Annotated in this window: 13 protein-coding genes; 4 read left to right on the top strand and 9 right to left on the bottom strand. The window is 73.6% G+C overall.

Translation table 11 applies throughout. The features are described 5' to 3' along the window. Positions 1–160 precede the first annotated feature (160 nt). The 3 genes from ACSU6L_RS04730 to absR1 all read right to left on the bottom strand — a co-directional run bounded on the left by ACSU6L_RS04730 (position 161) and on the right by absR1 (position 3,776). Positions 161–832: an SCO4225 family membrane protein gene (locus tag ACSU6L_RS04730; protein ID WP_437053830.1), complete on the bottom strand. Its 672-nt coding sequence runs from the start codon at positions 830–832 to the stop codon at positions 161–163. A gap of 110 nt (positions 833–942) precedes the next feature. Beyond that, entirely contained in the window at positions 943–2,397 is a 1,455-nt protein-coding gene (rox, locus tag ACSU6L_RS04725; RefSeq protein WP_437053828.1) for a rifampin monooxygenase, read from the bottom strand. Positions 2,398–2,690: 293 nt separating this feature from the next. Continuing rightward, on the bottom strand, positions 2,691–3,776 hold the full coding sequence (gene absR1, locus ACSU6L_RS04720) for a beta-glucuronidase AbsR1 (protein WP_437053827.1): 1,086 nt from the start codon (positions 3,774–3,776) through the stop codon (positions 2,691–2,693). A 182-nt stretch (positions 3,777–3,958) separates the two neighbouring features. On the opposite strand from absR1, the gene ACSU6L_RS04715 reads away from it, so the two are divergent. Next, positions 3,959–5,773, top strand: coding sequence for a LuxR family transcriptional regulator AbsR2 (locus tag ACSU6L_RS04715; protein WP_437053825.1), 1,815 nt, complete (start codon positions 3,959–3,961; stop codon positions 5,771–5,773). Positions 5,774–6,058: 285 nt separating this feature from the next. Here the strand turns inward: ACSU6L_RS04715 and ACSU6L_RS04710 are convergent, their stop codons facing one another. Continuing rightward, a complete protein-coding gene (locus ACSU6L_RS04710) occupies positions 6,059–8,662 on the bottom strand; it encodes a CHAT domain-containing protein (protein WP_437053823.1) in 2,604 nt (867 codons plus the stop codon). Between the two features lie 117 nt (positions 8,663–8,779). Here ACSU6L_RS04710 and ACSU6L_RS04705 point away from each other — a divergent pair, with 117 nt between their 5' ends. From ACSU6L_RS04705 to ACSU6L_RS04695, 3 genes are read left to right on the top strand one after another with little or no spacing between them, the layout of a single operon-like run. Beyond that, the gene (locus tag ACSU6L_RS04705) at positions 8,780–10,210 is read left to right on the top strand and encodes a S8/S53 family peptidase (protein ID WP_437053821.1); all 1,431 of its coding nucleotides are present in this window, start codon (positions 8,780–8,782) and stop codon (positions 10,208–10,210) included. A 59-nt stretch (positions 10,211–10,269) separates the two neighbouring features. Continuing rightward, positions 10,270–10,845 (top strand): RNA polymerase sigma factor, encoded by a 576-nt coding sequence (locus ACSU6L_RS04700; protein WP_073944402.1) that lies wholly within the window; start codon positions 10,270–10,272, stop codon positions 10,843–10,845. Positions 10,846–10,901: 56 nt separating this feature from the next. Beyond that, complete coding sequence (locus tag ACSU6L_RS04695; protein ID WP_437064761.1) at positions 10,902–11,354, top strand: hypothetical protein; 453 nt, start codon at positions 10,902–10,904, stop codon at positions 11,352–11,354. A 12-nt stretch (positions 11,355–11,366) separates the two neighbouring features. Here the strand turns inward: ACSU6L_RS04695 and ACSU6L_RS04690 are convergent, their stop codons facing one another. The 5 genes from ACSU6L_RS04690 to ACSU6L_RS04670 all read right to left on the bottom strand — a co-directional run bounded on the left by ACSU6L_RS04690 (position 11,367) and on the right by ACSU6L_RS04670 (position 18,472). Next, entirely contained in the window at positions 11,367–12,158 is a 792-nt protein-coding gene (locus ACSU6L_RS04690; RefSeq protein WP_437053819.1) for an N-formylglutamate amidohydrolase, read from the bottom strand. A 133-nt stretch (positions 12,159–12,291) separates the two neighbouring features. Further along, positions 12,292–14,511, bottom strand: coding sequence for an NADP-dependent isocitrate dehydrogenase (locus tag ACSU6L_RS04685; protein ID WP_437053817.1), 2,220 nt, complete (start codon positions 14,509–14,511; stop codon positions 12,292–12,294). 162 nt (positions 14,512–14,673) lie between these two features. Next, on the bottom strand, positions 14,674–15,762 hold the full coding sequence (locus tag ACSU6L_RS04680) for a mechanosensitive ion channel family protein (protein ID WP_437053815.1): 1,089 nt from the start codon (positions 15,760–15,762) through the stop codon (positions 14,674–14,676). Positions 15,763–15,924: 162 nt separating this feature from the next. Further along, positions 15,925–17,442, bottom strand: a complete 1,518-nt coding sequence (locus ACSU6L_RS04675) for an amino acid permease (protein ID WP_437053813.1) — start codon at positions 17,440–17,442, stop codon at positions 15,925–15,927. A gap of 40 nt (positions 17,443–17,482) precedes the next feature. Then, complete coding sequence (locus ACSU6L_RS04670) at positions 17,483–18,472, bottom strand: hypothetical protein (protein WP_437053811.1); 990 nt, start codon at positions 18,470–18,472, stop codon at positions 17,483–17,485. Positions 18,473–18,567 lie beyond the last annotated feature (95 nt).

Here is an 18,567-nt window from a genome sequence, read left to right as displayed (position 1 = left end):
TCGGCGCCTGTCGCCGGATATGCCTGCGATGTACGGAAGTGGGACACTTTCAGTGTTCGGGGCACAGCAGCGTGCCCTCCCACGACAGCGGACAGGCAGGTCGGCGCATGGCCAAGGAGCACGGGTCGTCCAAACCGTCGGGTGATCAGGGACCCAGTCGTCACCACGGCTCCGAGCACCACGGCTGGTCCCCGGACGTGGACGCGACCGAGCAGCAGGAGAATCCCAGCGCCCGCCGCTCCTTCCACGCGGAGGAGCACGCGCCGCCGCCCGGGAAGGGCCGCAAGACGGCCAAGGAGGAGCGCACGCCGGTCCCCGGGGACGTCGCGAAGAGCGAGACCATGGGAGGCCAGGAGTACGACGCCGAGAGCGAGCAGGGGATGCGGGACACCGGCCGCAGGGGCCGCTCCGGCCGGCCCAGTGGCACCAAGGACGACTCCGCCTTCACCGGTGTCGACCCCGACGACTCGGAGCCCGGGCACCGCCCCGGCTGACCGGCGTCGACGAGCGCCCCGGAGGAACGCCGAGCGCCGCTCCGCTCACCGAGCCGCTTCCCCCTGAGCAGCCGCCACAGCGCCCAGGCCTGCACGAGTCCACCCGCCGCCAGGACCAGCGCGAACGTCTCCGCCGGAGCCGGCACGGCCAGCAGCGGGACCGAGATCGGCAGGGTCACCGCGATCAGCCACACCCCGCCGAACCCCGGGTCACCGAACACGACCAGGCTCTGCAGCCAGGCGGTCACCCCCAGGACCACCGCGGCGTAACCGCAGGCCACCAGCAGCGCGGTGTCCCCGCGGCTGTACCGGGCGGCGAGATGGCGGGCAGAGTGCATGACGGGTCTCCTCCTCGTGGCGGGGCCGGGTCGGCCCCTGCCCTCCAGGGTCCCCTCCCGGCGGGCGGACCGGGCGGGCGAGGCTACTCACCCGGGCTGAGTACCCGTACTCAGCCGCGCGAACGGTCCTCGTCCCCGGGGGCGGTGGCCGCGCCGAACCACCTCGGGAGGTGGTCCAGCAGATCCCCCTGGTCCTCGCCGACCCAGACCACGTGACCGTCCGGGCGCAGCAGTACCGCCGGTGCGTCCAGTTCCTCGCCGACGTCGACCACGTGGTCGACCCGGTCAGCCCAGCCCGTCACCGAGAGGCGGCCGGTCTGGTCGAGGAGCAGTCCGCGGCCGTCGTGCATCAGCTCGTAGAGACGGCCCCGCTTCAGGCCCACGTCCCGCAACCGCCGGCCGAGCAGTTCGTGGCCGTCGCCGAGGTCGTAGCGCACGTCGACGGCGGTGATCATCCCGGTCACGTACCGATTGACCTCCTCGAAGTCCAGCAGCCGGGAGAACAGGCCGCGCAACGCCGTCGCGCCCGGGTCGGTCCCCAGCAGCGTCATCTGCGCGCGGGTGTTCTCCAGCACCCGGGCGCCCACCGGGTGCCGTTCGGCGTGATACGTGTCCAACAACCCCTCCGGTGCCCAGCCGTTCACCTCGGCGGCCAGCTTCCAGCCGAGGTTGAAGGCGTCCTGGATGCCGAGGTTGAGTCCCTGTCCGCCGGTCGGCGGGTGGATGTGCGCCGCGTCGCCGGCCAGCAGCACCCGGCCGACCCGGTAGCGCTCGGCCTGCCGGGTGGCGTCGCCGAACCGGGACAGCCAGCGCGGCGAGTGCGCCCCGAAGTCGGTGCCCGCGACGGCCCGCAGCCGCCGCTTGAACTCCTCGAGGGTCGGCGGCACCCCGCGATCCTCGGACACCCCCTCGGCGGGCACGACGAGGCGGTGGCTGCCGTCCTTGTTGGCGATGACGCCGAAGCGCAGCTGGGTCTTGCGGACCTCCGCGACGACGGCGGCGACCTTCGCCGGATCCTCGGTCAGCTCCATGTCGCCGAGCAGCGTCTCCACCCGGGCGGGCTCGCCGGGGAAGCCGACCCCGAGCTGCCTGCGGACCAGGCTGCGGCCGCCGTCGCACCCGACGGCATAGCGCGAACGCAGCCGCGTGCCGTCCGCCAGCTCGACGGTCACCCCGTCCTCGTCCTGGCTCAGCCCGACCGCCTCGCCACCGCGCAGGATCTCGGTACCGAGTTCACGGGCACGCTCGTCGAGCAGCCGCTCGGTGACCGGCTGCGGGGTGGCGAGGCCGTACGGGTGAGCCGTGTCCAGCCGGTCCGGCCACGGCTTGGCGACGCCACCGAAGAGGCTGCCGACCTGGAACTTCTCACTGACCGCGAGGAACCGGTCCAACAGCCCCCGCTGGTCCAGCATCTCGACACTGCGCGCGTGCAGCCCCTGCCCGCGGGAGGCCAGGGTCGGCTCGGTCAGCTTCTCCAGCACGACCACGCGCACGTCGTGCAGCCGCAGCTCGGCGGCCAGCATGAGGCCGGTCGGCCCGCCGCCGACCACGATCACGTCGATCACCACAACACCCCGTTCCCGCAGGATCTGCCTTCAGGCCGGAGATTCTGCGGGACACCGGGGGCCTTGCCGCAAGCCCCCCGGTGCGCTATAAGTTGAGAGTGGCAAGGAGTGGGTGAACTCCTTGCCTTTGTTTTTTCGACCTTTTCGACCTTTTTCGGCCGCCTCGCCCTGGTTCTCCCGGTGGCCTTCCACGGCGTTCCGCACGACCGCGCGGTCGAACGCGTCACCTCCCCCGAAGATGACGCGTTCGACCGCTCCCCCGGTGCCGGACTGTGGTCTGTGTGGTCGTGCCGTCACCAGCACATGACGGCTGTCTCGCCCGATCCCCACGCGGAGTACAGGCGTACCCGGACGAAATAGCGGCGGCCCTTGACGAGGCGGGCCCGGACGGTGGCGTTGGCGGGGGTGCCGCCGTCGTCGTGGGCGGTGAGGTAGCGGGGTTCGCCGTCGCGTTCCTCGAAGAGCACGACGACGGTGTCGGCGGCGCCGAAGACACCCACGGTGTACTCGCGGGTCTCCGGCGGCTCGACGGTGAAGTCGGCCTGCCCGCCGGGGCCGAGCCGCAGCGGCGCCGACCGGAAGGGCGCCAGCGCGGGCGGGCCGGAGACATCGGCCGGCGGATACCAGCGGAGCGCGAACTCCTTGTCCAGCGCGGAGAGCGTGCCCGGCGGGTGCAGGCCCGCGCGGAACTGCTCCGGCTCCAGGATCAGCCCCGACGGGAACGGATACTCCATGATCGACTGCGGGTCCCAGACGGAACCGTTCGCCTCGTCGCGGTCCAGCTTGCGCAGCACGTTGACGTACGTCCGGTCCCGGCTCCAGTGGTTCGGCGGGCCGGCCAACTCCTCGTAGACGGCCTCGTCGTCCCAGTGGAGGCCGGCGAACGGGCTCTGGTGCTCGTGCAGCATGCCCAGCGCGTGGCCGATCTCGTGCAGGGCCGCGGCGCGCTCGCCGGGCACGGTCAGGTCCCAGCCGAAGTTCATGGTGCGGTCGTTCAGGCCGACCCGGAGGGCGTCCCTGCCGACCAGCGACCAGGAGCCGTCGCCCGGCTGGAACCCGATGCGCAGTTCCGCCTCCGACCGGTCGCCGACCTCGGTGAAGGTCAGCCCGATGCCGAGGCACTGCCACTCGTCGAAGCACTCCCGGACCACGTCCTGCTGCTCCTTGGCACCGGCCCACGGCACCCGCCGGGTCTCCCCGGTCCCCGGAACGGGGATGACGGAGCCGTCGCCGTCGCCGTCGAAGAGGTAGTAGTGCAGCACGGTGCCGTTGACCCACATCCGGTGTCCCCGGACGAGCGCACCGATCCGCTCGGCGGCCAGCCCCGGCGCGAAAGCGGGGGCGGGCTGCTGCGCGAGGGAGCAGTAGCGTGCGGTCATGGCACCAGAGTGCCGTCGGACGACACCCGGGCGCCTGAGTCGGGGTCTACTCAAGTGCCCCTGTATCAAACCTGAGTAGTGCGGCTCCTACTGCCGTGACGACTTACGAACAGGATGCGAAGACCCCCCTTCAGACTTCTTTTCAGACGCCCCTTCAGCCCCCCCTCCGGACCCCGCTTCAGATGCAGAAGACCCTTCAGCTGCCCTGGCCGTTCACGGGACGGGAGGAAGAACTGGAGCTGGTCCGCCGGTCGCCGGCGGCCGGCCGGCACGGCATCGTGGTCACCGGACCCGCGGGGGCCGGCAAGACCCGGCTGGTCACCGAGGCGTTACGCGGGACCGAGTGCGTCCGTGCCGCCGGTACCCCCGAGTCCCGGGGCATTCCCTTCGCCGCGTTCGCCCACCTGCTGCCCGAGTCCGTCACCCTGCACCGAGCAGTGCAACTCCTGCCCGCCGTACGGCTGTTGTTCGTCGACGACGCCCACCTGCTGGACGACGCCTCCGCCGCCCTCGTGCACCAGCTCGCCGTGCACGGCCGCACCCGGCTGGTGGTCGTAGCCACCGACGGCGCGCCGGCCCCCGGCGCGGTGTCCCGGCTGTGGACCGGCGAGCTGCTGCCCCGCCTCGCGCTGGAGCCACTGCCCGCCGCGGAGACCGCGCAGCTGGCCGTGGCCGGCGCCGGCCGGGCACTGGAACCGCTCACCGTGCGGCGGCTGCACCGGCTCTGCCGGGGAGATCTGCGGCTGCTGCGCGCCCTGCTGGACGCGGTGCGCGACGGCGGGCTGCTCCACCGGGTGCCGGGCACAGACGAGTGGGCCTGGCGGGGCCCGGTACCGGTCACCCCCGCCGTCCGCGAGCACGCCGCGCCGGTCCTGGACCGCACCGACCCCGACGAGCGGGAGACCCTGGACCGGCTGGCCTTCGCCGAACCCCTCGCCGCGGACTCCGACGCGTTCGACCTGTGCGTGCTGGAACGCCTGGAGGCGGCCGGCCTGATCCGCCTCGACGAACGGCACCACGTCCGGCTCGCCCACCCCCTGCACGGCCCGGCCCTGCGCGCCACCGCCGGCCGACTGCGCACCCGGCGGCTGGCCGGCGACCCCGGCCGCCACGGCCCCGCGCTCACCGCCGAGGCGGCCGGCCTGTCCCGCCGGATCACCGAGGCCGACGTGCGCGCGCCGGCCGCGCCCGTGGGGGAGTGGCTGGCGGCGGAGGGCCATCCGGTGCCGGCCGGGTACGCCGCCGTACGCGCGCGGTACGCGCTGCTGCGGGGCGAGTTGCGCGAGGCGGCGGCGTGGGCGCGGGAAGGGCTGAGGGACGACGCCGGTGACGTCTCCTGCCGTACCGAACTCGTACTGGCCGCCGCGCAGTCGGGAGACGCCGAGGCGGCACGGGAGGCCCTGGGCGGACGTGATCCCGAGGGCAGAGCGGCGGTCTGGCTGGCCGCCGCGCGGGGCGATCTCGACGCGACGGAGCACGCGGAGCCGGACACGGACGCCCTCGCGCTGTACGACGCGGTACGGCTCGGCGCTCCCGAGGCGGTCCTCGACCGGCTCCCCGCAGGCGGTCTCTTCGCCGAGCACGCCGCCGCACTCGTCCGCCGGGACGGGCCCGCCCTGGACCGGGTGGCCGCCCGGCTGGAGGAGCGCGGACTGCTGCTGTTCGCCGCCGAGGCGTACGCCCAGGCGGTACCTGCGCACCGCGACCCGCTCGCCGCCCGCACCTCGCGCACCCGCGCCGTCGCCCTCGCCCGGCGCTGCCCGGGCGCGCGCACCCCCGCCCTGTCCGGCCTGGTCCTCGGCGAACTCACCGCCCGCCAGCGGCAGATCGTCACCCTCGCCGCCGCCGGACTCAGCAACCGCCAGATCGCCGAACGCCTCACCCTCTCCGTCCGCACCGTCGGCAACCACCTCTACAGCGCCTACGCCCGCCTCGGCGCCGCCGACCGGGGGTCCTTGCCGTGGCTGGTGGAACTGCCCACGGCCCAGCCGGCCTGACGGGCGTCCCGCGCCGCCAAGCGGTCTGGGCGCCGTTGTTCGCGCCCGGCTGTCCGCCGACCGGCGTGGCCGCCCGTGCCGTCTGGTGCTCAGGACGCGCGTGTTCGCCTGACGCGGTGGCCGCGTCCGTCACGGCGGCGACCGGGGGCGGCGCGTCGGGCTGTCCGGCGGGCCGGGTTGTTCGCCGGCGTGGTGGGACCGTCGGCCGAACAGCGCGCCGCACCGCTCGCCCCGCAAGGGATGCCCACGCTGCCGTCGTTCCGCAACGGCTGCCGGTGGCAGTCCTCACGCCGCCCCGAACGCCGTGAACGCCCACCCCGTCGCCTGGTGCAGGGCGTCGTCCGGGAGGGCGGTGCGGGCGTCGCGGAGGGCCTCGGCGAGGGAGAGGCCGGTGGTGAGGCCCTTGTGGAGGGCCAGCATCAGGGGGACCACAGCGGCGTCGTTGACGGGGGCGCTGCTGGCCACCACACCGGCCGTGCCGAGCGGGAGCAACGCCGTGACCAGGCCCAGCAGTTCGTCGGCGCCGACGGAGGCGAGGCGGGCGGTGTCGCAGCTGGAGAGGATGATGCGGTACGGGCTGCGGTCCAGGCGTTCGAAGTCGTGCACGATGAGCGGGCCGTCCGCCATGCGCAGCGACGAGAACATGGGGCTGTCGGCGCGGAAGGTGCCGTGCGCGGCGATGTGGGCGAGCGCCGCGCCGTCCAGTTCCTCCAGGACGCGGGGGACCCGCGCCTCCTCGTGCTCCAGCACCCTCGCCTCCGCGTACCGGTCGGCGACCTCCGGCACCTCCGCGCCGCCGGTCGCCAGGCCCGGCCCGCGCACCAGCACCTGGCGGCCGCCCGGCGGCGGTTCGGTCTCCCGGGCCCGCAGCCAGCTGCTCGCCGACGGCGACACGCTGACCACCCGATGCCGCAGCGAGGGCAGCAGCGCCCATGGCACCCGGTGCAGCCGCGCGGGCGGCACGATCACCACCGGTCCCGCGCCGAGATGCGCGGTGGCCGGGCCGAGCAGCAGTTCCTCCAGGCGCCGCCCCGCGGCCTCCACCACCGGCAGCCGCCCCTCGGCCCCCGGATGCGCCAGCCGCCGCAGCCCCGCCTGCACGTGCTCGGCCTCGACCTCCGCCTCCGCCAGCAGCCCCGCCTCGAACCGCCGTACCCGCCCCCGGCCGCACAGCAGCACCTGCACCCGCCCGTCCAGCACCGCCAGCGCCACCAGCCGGGTCCCGCCCAGCCGGTCCAGCAGCCGTCCCACGTCGAACCGGTGGCCGTCGCCGGGCGCGTCGCCGCGGATGTGCAGCGTCCGGGACCGCACCTCCCGCTCCAGCCGCCGCTGTTCCCGCTCCAGCGCCGGCACGGGACGGCCCTCCCAGCGGGCCGCCTCCGCGCGGGCGGCGATCTCCCGGAACGCGGTCAGCCCGCTCAGCAGCGCCGGATCGGCCGGCGGCCGGGTCGGCGGCGCGGACAGCACGGTGGCCCGCCAGCGTTCGCTCCACACCAGCAGCCGGCGCGGCCCGCCCCCGGCGAGGCTCGCCCGCTGGGCCAGCGCGGCCAGTTCGGCGCCCTGCTCGGTGGCCCGCGCCCGCAGCTCGGACGCGCCGAGCGTCATCCGGTGGTCGTCGAGCACGTCCAGCCCGCGCCGGCAGGCCTCCAGCACCCCCCGCGCCGAACCGGCGGCCCGCGCCCGCAGCGCCTGCGCCGCCCAGCCCGTCATCCGGGCCAGCGGAGGACCGCTGTGCCGGCTGCGCGCGGCGACCGCGAGATGGCGTTCGGCGTCCGCCGTCCAGCCCAGGCCCAGCGCGATCCGGCCCGCGAGCAGCGAGGCCTCCGGCGCGGCCGGCGCCCCGAACGACGCCAGCCGCTCGGCGACCGCGGCGGCGTCCGCGACGAGCCGTCCCGAACCGCGCCCGGCGGCCACCCGCGCCTCGATCAGCACGAGCCGGGCGTGCGTCTCCCACCAGGTGCGCCGCTGCCCGCAGAACAGCCGTACGGCCACCGCCGCGCGGGCGATCGCGGTGTGCGGGTCGCCCGCCAGCCGGGCCGCGCGGGCGGCGGCGAGCAACAGCTCCGCCTTCCGGGTGGACTGCCCGCCCATCCCGTCGAGCACCGCGATCGCCGCGTCCGCCTCGGCCAGCGCCTCCGGCGCCAGCCCCGCCGCCATCAGCACCTCGCAGCGCCGGATGTTCAGCATGAACGTCGGCGTGCCCAGCTTCGCGTACCGCTCCTCCGCCTCGTCCAGCAGCCGCAGCGCGGCCGGGACGTCCCCGGACCGGAACGCGGCCAGGCCCCGGCTCTCCACCGCGTCGGCCTTGTCGTGCTCCTGGCCGGTGGTCTCCCACAGCGCCTCCGCCGCCGTGAAGTCGGCGTCCGCCCGCTCCACCGCGCCCAGCGCCAGATGCACCGTCGCGCGCAGCGTCAGCGCCCGCGCCGTCCAGATCACGTCGTCCGCCTGCCGCAGCACCAAAATCGCCCGGCGTACGTCCTCCAGTGCCTCACGATGATGTCCGAGCACCCACCAGACGTAGGCCCTGCGGTACCGCACCCGCGCCCGGGTGTGCCCCGTGCCCCGGGCCACGCCCCGCTCGAACGCCGCGAGGCCCTGCCGGGTGCGGCCCGCGTGCACCAGCGCCACGCCGAGCGTGCCGAGGACGTCCGCCTCCCGCTCCGCAGAGTCCGCGCGCGCCGCCAGGTCCCGGGCACGCCGAAGATGGTGCAGGGCGATCCGCAGATCGCCGAAGTCCCGCTGCCAGATGCCGATCACCTGGTGCGCCACGGAGGCGTGCAGCGGCGACGGATCGGTGGCGAGCACCTCCTGTGCCCGGTCCAGCGCCTCGTTCGGGGCGGCGAACACCATCGGCAGCAGTTCGAGAACCGAGTCGCTTCCCGCTCTCACCCCACGGATGGTAGTGGCCGCCGTTCCCGGGAACCACGCCCCACCGGTTCGTCTCTGTATCAATCGGCGGCAGCAGCGCTCTAGTTGACGATCGCCGCCGTAACGGGAGGACACGCCATGGCTCCACAGCGATTCCGTGAACAGTTCGACCAGATCCAGCGCGCGATGCGCGACGTCCCGCTCGCCATGGGACCGGACGACTCCGCCGAGTTCCTCTACGAGAAGGGCGTCGTCCTCGCCCGCGACGGCGAGGAGGCGCAGCTCGTCGAGGACACCGTCCGCACCTTCTTCACCGAGGCGGCCGATCTCACCCCCGACACCGTGCGCCGCGCGAGCCCGCGGCGGAACCGCTCCGGCATCACGCGGATCCAGGTCGGCGACCCCGGCGAGGGCGCCGCCGGAGCGGACCGGGCGGTGGCGGGCGCGCTGCGCGCGCTGCGGCAGACGGAGGGACGCGCGGGCCGCCGGCTGGTCAGCCGCAACCACGTGGTGTCGATCGCGGTCAACGCCTGCCCCGGCGACGAACCCGCCCCCGCCCCGCAGGGCGCGGCGCCCAACCCGGCCGCCGACGAGGGCCCGCACGACCCGGACACCGCCGTCGGGGTCCTCGTCGTCGACACCGGTCTGATGGCCGACCACGGCTCCTACCCGCTGCTCGCGCACGCCGACGGCGATCTGCAGATCCGGGAGACCGACGAGCAGGGCGTCCTCCAGCAGTACGTCGGCCACGGCACGTTCATCGCCGGGCTGGTCGCCGCCGTGGCACCCAACACCGACGTCACCGTACGGAACACGCTGAACGACGCCGGGGCCGTCCTGGAGTCGGAGTTCGGCGACAAGCTCTTCGAGGCCGTCGACGTCAACGGCTGGCCCGACATCCTCAGCCTGTCCGCGGGCACCTCCAACGGCCGCACCGACGGCCTGCTCGGAGTCCAGGCGTTCATGGAGGAACTGCGCGAGCGGCACACCCTGCTCGTCGCCGCCGCCGGCAACAACGGCAGCGCCACCCCGTTCTGGCCCGCCGCCTATGCCGCCCTGCCCGGCTGGGAGGACAGCGTGCTGTCGGTCGGCGCGCTGCGCGGCGACGGCGAGTTCGGCGCCTGCTTCAGCAACCACGGCCCCTGGGTGAACGTCTACGCCCCCGGAGAGCGCCTGACCAGCGCCCTCACCGGCTGGGCCACGCCCGTGCCGTACGTGTACCAGCACTCGACGTACGACGCCTGCCGCTACGGCTTCGCCTACGACTGCACCTGCCAGAGCCCCGTCCACACCGGCGTGTTGAGCGACGAGAGCGCGGGCGCCAAGCCGGACCAGGTGATGTTCCAGGGGCTCGCGCAGTGGAGCGGCACCTCCTTCGCCACCCCCGTCGTGGCCGGGCTGGTCGCCGCGCACATGACGGCGCACAAGGAGAACGACCCGCGTGCCGCCCGGACGCAACTGCTCGCGGCGAACGCCGGGTTCGCGGAGGTGCGCGGCGCGCACGTGCCCGCGCTGCGGCCGCCCACCTGGCGTGCCGTGCCGGCCGAGCGGCCGGTCGCCCGCGCATGAGGGCCGGGGCAGTCCCCACCACGGCGTACGATGACTTGCCGTACACGAGGGGTGGGGCCGTGGACCGTGCAGATGTCGGCGCGCTCGTCCAGTCCGCCGTCGACGGCGACGCGGCGGCGTGGAAGGCGCTGGTGGAAGGGCTGAGCCCGCTGGTGTGGTCGGTGGTGCGCGCCCACCGGCTCTCCGACGCCGACGCGCACGAGGTCTACCAGACGGTCTGGTTCCGCTTCGCCCAGCACCTCGGGCGGATCCGCGAACCGCACAAGGCGGGATCCTGGCTGGCGAGCACCGCGCGGCACGAGTCGCTGAAGGTGATCAGGAGCTGGCGGCGGCTCACGCCGACCGACGACCCGCAACTCCTGGACCGGGTCAGCGAGGACCGTACGCCGGAGCAGTCGCTGCTCGACTCGGAGGAGGCGGCCGCGCAGAGCGAGCGGGTCCGGCGGCTGTGGCAGGAGTTCGAGGAACTGGGGGAGCGCTGCCGGCAGCTGCTGCGCGTGCTGATGGCCTCGCCGCCGCCCAGCTATCAGGAGGTGTCCGCCGCCCTGGGCATCGCCGTCGGCAGCATCGGGCCGCTGCGCCAGCGCTGTCTGCGCCGGCTGCGCGCCCGACTCGACGCACGGGGAGCACTGTGAACCACATCGACAACGGCGGAGCCGACGACGGCTTCGACGCGTACGACGAACACACCCTGGACGAGGCGGAGTTAGGTTCCGGAGTGCTGGAGGAGGAGCTGCGGCAGGCCGCCGCCGTCCTCGACCCGGTTCCGGCCGAGCTGCGGCGCGTGGCCGTGGACGCCTACAGCCTGCACGACCTCGACGCCCGCCTCGCCGAGCTGACCTTCGACTCCCTGGTGGACTCCGTCCCGGTGCGCGGCGCGACCGACGTACCGCGGATGCTCACCTTCCGCACCGGTGAGCTGAGTGTCGACGTGGAGGTGACCGCGCACGGTCTGATCGGGCAGGTGCTGCCGCCGCAGCCGGCCCGTATCGAGGTCCTGGGCGGCCCGCACCCGGCCGCGCCGGACACCCTCACCGCGGACACGATGGGCCGCTTCACCAGCGACGTCCCGCCCGCCGGCCCCTTCGCGCTGCGGCTGCGGACGGGCGGGGAGGTGGTCGTGACGGAGTGGCTGCGGGCCTGAGCCGTCCGCCCGTCAGCGCGGTACGGCGGCGACCAGCGTCGCGAGCGCCTCGGCGAGGCGCTCCAGGCCCGGTCCCGCCGGGCCGCCCGGCTCGGTCATGTAGGTGTCCCGGCGGATCTCCACCATCAGCGCGGACACCCGGGGGTCCGTCGCGTAGTACTCCAGCGGGACGTACGCCCCGCTGAACGGGCTGTCCAGCCCGACGTCCTCCCCGAAGGCCCGGCGGGCGGCGGCGACCAGCTCGGGCGGCGTGTGGAAGGCGTCGGTGCCCAGGCAGACGGGCGGCCGGGGGCCCGAGCCGTGCAGCTCGTAGGGCAGGGCCTCGGCGGGATAGGAGTGGACGTCGACGATCACGGCCCGCCCGGTCGCGGCGAGCCGTCCGGCCACGGCGTCCGTCATGGCCCGGGCGTACGGCCGGAAGTACCGTTCGATCAGCGGCTCCGGATCGTGGTCGCCGGCCCGCAGCTCGTCCTTGTGCGTGGTCCGCGTGTACACGGCGCCCATGCCCACGGCCAGCATCTCCTCGCGCTCGTCCGGGAACCGCTCCGGGTCCACGACCAGCCGCGACAGCCGGTTCACGAACCGCCAGGGAGCGGCCTTGGCCAGCGCCGCCGCCCGCGCGGCGATCTCCGCGGTGTGCGCGTCGACGATGTGGTCCAGCTCGCGCTCCAGCGCCTCGTCGTCCAGCACGATCCCCGCCCGCACGTCCGCCGGGATCTCCCGCGCCGAGTGCGGGACGTGCAGGATCACCGGCGAGTCGCCGGCACCGGGAAGCAGCTCGAAGGAGGGGGCGGGACGGCTCACGGGGCGGCTCCGGGGGGTCGGCGGCGTGATGGAGGGGGACGAGACGGGTCCGCCCCGGCCGGGCAGAGAGCCGACCGGGGCGGAACACGGGATCCGCGAGGGATCCTTCGGGGGATCCCTCGGCGGGTGAGCGTCAGCTCAGGGAGGCCAGGGCCTCGTTCCAGGTGGCCGAGGGACGCATGACCTCGGCGGCCTTGGCCGGGTCGGGCTGGTAGTAGCCGCCGATGTCGGCCGGCTTGCCCTGGACGGCGTTCAGCTCGTCGACGATCTTCTGCTCGTTGGCGGAGAGCGTCTCGGCGAGCGGGGCGAAGGCCTTCGCCAGCTCCGCGTCCTCGGTCTGCTTGGCCAGCTCCTGCGCCCAGTACAGGGACAGATAGAAGTGGCTGCCGCGGTTGTCGATGCCGCCGACGCGACGGGTCGGGGACTTGTCCTCGTTGAGGAAGGTCGCCGTGGCCCGGTCGAGGGTGTCGGCCAGCACCTTGGCCTTCGTGTTGCCGGTGGCCGTCGCGTACTGCTCCAGGGACGGCACCAGCGCGAAGAACTCACCGAGGGAGTCCCAGCGCAGGTAGTTCTCCTTGACCAGCTGCTGGACGTGCTTCGGCGCGGAGCCGCCGGCGCCCGTCTCGAACAGGCCGCCGCCCGCCATCAGCGGGACGACCGACAGCATCTTGGCGCTGGTGCCCAGCTCCAGGATCGGGAAGAGGTCGGTCAGGTAGTCACGCAGGACGTTGCCGGTCACCGAGATGGTGTTCTCGCCGCGGCGGATGCGCTCCACCGACAGCTTGGTGGCCTCGACCGGGGCGAGGATGCGGATGTCCAGGCCCTCGGTGTCGTGCTCCGGCAGGTACTGCCGGACCTTGGCGATCAGGTTGGCGTCGTGCGCGCGGGTCTCGTCCAGCCAGAACACGGCCGGGTCGCCGGTGGCGCGGGCGCGGGTGACGGCGAGCTTCACCCAGTCCTTGATCGGCGCGTCCTTGGTCTGGCAGGCGCGGAAGATGTCGCCCTCGGAGACCGGCTGCTCGATCACGACGTTGCCGTCGGTGTCGACCAGGCGGACGGTGCCCGCGGCCGGGATCTCGAAGGTCTTGTCGTGGGAGCCGTACTCCTCGGCCTTCTGCGCCATCAGGCCGACGTTCGGCACCGAGCCCATGGTGGACGGGTCGTAGGCGCCGTTGGCCCTGCAGTCCTCGATGACGGCCTGGTAGACGCCCGCGTAGCTGGAGTCCGGCAGGACCGCGAGGGTGTCGGCCTCCTGGCCGTCCGGGCCCCACATGTGGCCGGAGGTGCGGATCATGGCCGGCATGGAGGCGTCGACGATGACGTCCGACGGGACGTGCAGGTTGGTGATGCCCTTGTCGGAGTCGACCATCGCCAGGGCCGGGCCCTCGGCCAGCTCGGCGTCGAAGGAGGCCTTGATCTCGGCGCCCTCCGGCAGGGCCTCCAGGCCCTTGAAGATGCCGCCGAGGCCGTCGTTCGGGGTGAGGCCGGCGGCGGCCAGCGCCGCGCCGTAACGCTCGAAGGTCTTCGGGAAGAAGGCGCGGACCACGTGGCCGAAGACGATCGGGTCGGAGACCTTCATCATCGTGGCCTTCAGGTGCACCGAGAACAGCACGCCCTCCGCCTTGGCGCGGGCGACCTGCGCGGCCAGGAACTCGCGCAGGTGCGCGACACGCATCACGGAGGCGTCGACGACCTCACCGGCGAGGACCGGTACGGACTCGCGCAGCACGGTGGTGGTGCCGTCCTCGGCGACCAGCTCGATGCGCAGCGCGCCGTCCTCGGCGATGACGGCCGACTTCTCGGTGGAGCGGAAGTCGTTCTCGCCCATGGTCGCGACGTTCGTCTTGGACTCGGAGGACCAGGCGCCCATGCGGTGCGGGTGGGTCTTGGCGTAGTTCTTGACGGAGGCCGGGGCGCGGCGGTCGGAGTTGCCCTCGCGCAGGACCGGGTTCACCGCGGAGCCCTTGATCTTGTCGTAGCGGGCCTTGATCTCCCGCTCCTCGTCGGTCTTCGGGTCGTCCGGGTAGTTCGGCAGCGCGTAGCCCTGGCCCTGCAGCTCGGCGACGGCGGCCTTGAGCTGCGGGATCGACGCCGAGATGTTCGGCAGCTTGATGATGTTGGCCGCGGGCGTCTTGGCCAGCTCGCCCAGCTCGGCGAGCGCGTCCGGGATGCGCTGGTCCTCGGTGAGGTACTCCGGGAACACCGCGATGATGCGGCCGGCCAGCGAGATGTCCCGCGTCTCCACGGCGACACCCGCCTGCGAGGCGTACGCCTTGACCACCGGCAGGAAGGAATACGTCGCCAGGGCCGGGGCCTCGTCAGTGTGCGTATAGATGATGGTCGAGTCAGTCACCGGGTGCTCCGCTCCACGTCTGCAACATTGCTCGACATCAAGATATCTCGTGATCGTGTCTCCTGGGCGACGGGGCCGGATCCAATCGCACAGGCCCCCGGTCACCCCTCACATCGGGTGACGGAGGCGTGACCGGGGGCGGGGTGGTGCGGACGGTGCGGACTACGGCCGCGGCGCGGTGTCCTCCCGCTGGTGCGGGATCGCCGCCTCCGGGAAGGCGGTGCCGTGCTGGTGGAGGGAGACCGTGCGGGTGGGTGCCGGGATGCTGATGCCCTCCGCGCGGTAGCGGCGGTGCAGGCGCTTGATGAACTCGTGCTTGATCCGGTACTGGTCGCTGAACTCGCCGACGCCGAGGATCACCGTGAACCCGATCCGCGAGTCGCCGAAGGTGTGGAAGCGGATGGCGGGCTCGTGGTCCGGGACGGCACCGGTGATCTCCGTCATCACCTCGGTGACCACCTCCTCGGTCACCCGCTCCACGTGCTCCAGGTCGCTGTCGAAGCCGACCCCGGCCTGGACCATGATGGTCAGCTCCTGCTCGGGCCGGTTGAAGTTCGTCATGTTGGTCCCCGCGAGCCGGCCGTTGGGGATGATCACCAGGTTGTTGGAGAGGTTGCGGATGGTGGTCTGCCGCCAGTTGATGTCGGTGACGTAGCCCTCCTCGCCGCTGCTCAGCCGGATGTAGTCGCCCGGCTGCACGGTTTTCGAGGCGAGGATGTGGATGCCCGCGAAGAGGTTGGCGAGGGTGTCCTGGAGGGCCAGCGCGACGGCCAGACCGCCCACGCCGAGCGCGGTGAGCATCGGTGCTATGGAGATGCCCAGCGTCTGGAGCACCACCAGGAAGCCGAGCGCCAGCACCATCACGCGGGTGATGTTGACGAAGATCGTCGCGGACGCGGCGACGCCCGAGCGGGACTGGGCGACCGACCGCACCAGATCGGCCACCACCCGGGCCGCCGCCAGCGTCACCACGAAGATCAGCAGCACGGTCAGGGTCTGGTTGGTGTGGTGCTGCACGGTTCGCGTCAGCGGCAGCACCGCCGCCGCGGAGGCCGCCCCGCCCACGATCGCCGCCCACGGCACCACCGTGCGCAGCGCGGCCACGATGACGTCGTCCCCGCCCCAGCGGGTGCGGTCGGCCTGCTTGCCCAGCCAGCGCAGCACCAGCCGCAGGACGAACGCGGCCAGCAGGCCCGCCGCCAGCGCGACACCGGCGAGGATGAGGTCGTCCAGGGTCAGCGCGCGGGTCATCGGTCACCTCCGGAGGGACGATCCGCGGCAAACGGGGCCGCCGACGGCCGGATGTGAAGTGTCGTCACGTTGTCACCTGCTCGATTCCGGGATGTGCGAGCGCTCATCCTGCCGTATCCGGTACACCAGTTCGCACCCGGACCGGCGTCGCCCGCGCCCCGATCAGACGATGCCCTCCGCGAGTTCCGCCTGCTCACGGTCGGATCCGTACGCGGCGGTCGTCGGCGTTCCGTACGAACGGCGGGCGACGAACCACCACACCGTGGCGAGCACGAGTACGACGGCGAGGGCGACCGACGCGTAGTTCATCGTGTCGACCGTGACCGGCGACGACTGCGGCAGGCAGAACAGCACCGTCACACCCGCCACCCACACCACCGCGACCCAGCCGATCGGCCGGCTCCACCGGCCCAGGTTCCACGGACCGGGCGTGAAACGGTCCCCGGCGCGCAGCCGCAGGAACACGGGGATGGCGTAGGCGGGGGTGATGCCGATGACGTTGATGGCGGTGACCGCGCCGTACGCCGTCGTCGAGTACAGGGACGGCAGGGCCAGCACACAGGCCACCGCCACCGACAGCCACACGGCGGCGACCGGGGTCTGGGTGCGGGGGCTGACCTTGCGCCACAACTGCGAGCCGGGCAGCGCCCGGTCCCGGCTGAACGCGAACACCATCCGGCTGGCCGCGGCGACCTCGGCGTTGCCGCAGAACAACTGGGCGACGATCACCACCAGCAGCAGCGCGCTCGCACCGTCCGTGCCGAGCCCGTCGAGCAGGATCTGCGCGGGCGGCACCCCGGTCTCGCTGGCCCGGGTGGCGTCGTAGTCCTGGATGGCGAAGGTCAGCCCCGCCAGCAGTACGAAACCGGCCAGCCACGACACCCAGATGGCGCGCACGATGCCGCGCGACGCCGCCACCGAGGCGCCCGCGGTCTCCTCGGAGAGGTGCGCGGAGGCGTCGTAGCCGGAGAAGGTGTACTGGGCGAGCAGCAGGCCGATCGCGGCGACGTACAGCGGGTTGCTCCAGCCGGTCTCGTTGACGAACTCGGTGAAGACGAACGACGGGGACTGGTGGTGGTCGGGGACGATCGCCAGCGCGCCGACGATCAGCGCGACACCGGCCAGGTGCCACCACACGCTGATCGAGTTGAGCACGCTGACCAGCCGCACCCCGAACAGGTTCAGCACGGCGTGCAGCAGCAGGATGACGACGAAGATGAGCATCGTCTTCTCCGGCGTCGGCTGGAATCCCCACTGCAGGTTCAGGAACGCGCCGGTGAACAGGGCGGCGCCGTAGTCGATGCCGGCGATCGCGCCGAGCAGACCGAGCAGATTCAGCCAGCCCGTGTACCAGCCCCAGCGGCGGCCGCCGAGCCGGTCGGCCATGTAGTACAGCGCGCCGGACGTGGGGTACGCGCTGGTGACCTCCGCCAGCGCCAGCCCCACGCAGAGCACGAACAGGCCGACGCCCGCCCAGCCCCACAGCATCACCGCGGGACCGCCCGCGCCCATGCCGAAGCCGTACAGGGTCATGCAGCCGGACAGGATCGAGATCACCGAGAAGCTGATCGCGAAGTTGCCGAAACCGCCCATCCGGCGGGCGAGGACCGGCCGGTAGCCCAGTTCGCGCAGGCGTTGCTCCTCGTCCTGCTGCGGGGCGCCGTGGGGGGTGCGGGGCATGCGGGAACCTCCTGGGGTCCGGTGGAGACGAAGGGGAACGTCAGGGACGGCGGGCCGCCGCCCCGCTGCGGGCACGGGCCAGCCGGAACACCTCCGCGGCCTGCGCGTGGTCGCCCGGCACCGAGGCGCGGTACGCCCACGGCAGCGGCGTCCAGTACGGTCCTAGCGCGTCGAACACCCGGGCCGCCTCGGGGAACCGCAGCGCGCCCCACAGGGCGTGCGCGAGATGGTTCAGGTCGAGCGGGGTCCGCTCGGCGGCCGTGGTGAGCTCGAACCAGCCGTGGAACGCCCGGACCGCCTCGCGGGAGGCGTCCTCGGCGACCCAGTGCAGATCGAGCGCGGCGTCCCGCCCGCCGCCACGCCGGTAGCGCTCGACCCGGACGTACAGCGGCAGCAGATGCAGCGCCGAGCCCGGCGGTGCCGCGTCGGCCGCCCAGTGCGCGAAACCCGCCGCCTCGGCCAGCCGCCCGGACGCCGAGCGGTCGTACAGGAACTGGAGCATGCGGTGGTGGGCCTCGCGGTTGTACGGGTCGCGCTTGTCGGCCTCGGCCAGCAGCCCCCAGGGGCCGGGCGGCAGCATCGGCTCCGACGGCGCCACCCGGTGCTCCGGCCAGCGCTGCTCCTCGTCCAGCCGGGCCAGCGCCAGCAGGCACACCCAGGGGACCGGGTCGTGGGAGGCGACCCGCGCCACGGCGTCGCTCGCCCGCCACGCCTCGTGCCACAACTCGCCGGTACGGGAGTGCTGTTCGCGGTGCGCGCGCAGGGCCCGCTCCACCGCCACGCGGGCGTGCATCACGGCGGCCGGGACGCTGTGCGGCTCCTCGGTGAGCCACGCCCGCACCACGTCCGTGCCGGCCGCCGCGGCCGCCAGGACCTGGGTGCGCTGGGTCCACTGCCACCACGACCCGGTCTCGGCGAGCAGCGCGCGCATCGACATCCAACGCCCGGCGCGCACCTCCTGGAGGGCGGCGCGCAGCGCCGTGTCGGGTCCGGCGGGATCGTAGGCGGGGCGTGCTCCGTCTCTGGCCATCAGCCTCCCGCCCCGGTCGACGGGCGGGTGGTCGGGACGGCAGGGTGGCGTGACAACAGCCCTCCTCCGGGCGGCGGTTGAGGAGATCGCGTTCG

Origin of the sequence: Streptomyces sp. enrichment culture, assembly GCF_964272855.1 — a bacterium.
Taxonomy (GTDB): domain Bacteria; phylum Actinomycetota; class Actinomycetes; order Streptomycetales; family Streptomycetaceae; genus Streptomyces.
The sequence above is the reverse complement of the archived record's forward strand: the minus strand, read 5'-3'. Positions and strand labels throughout refer to the sequence as shown.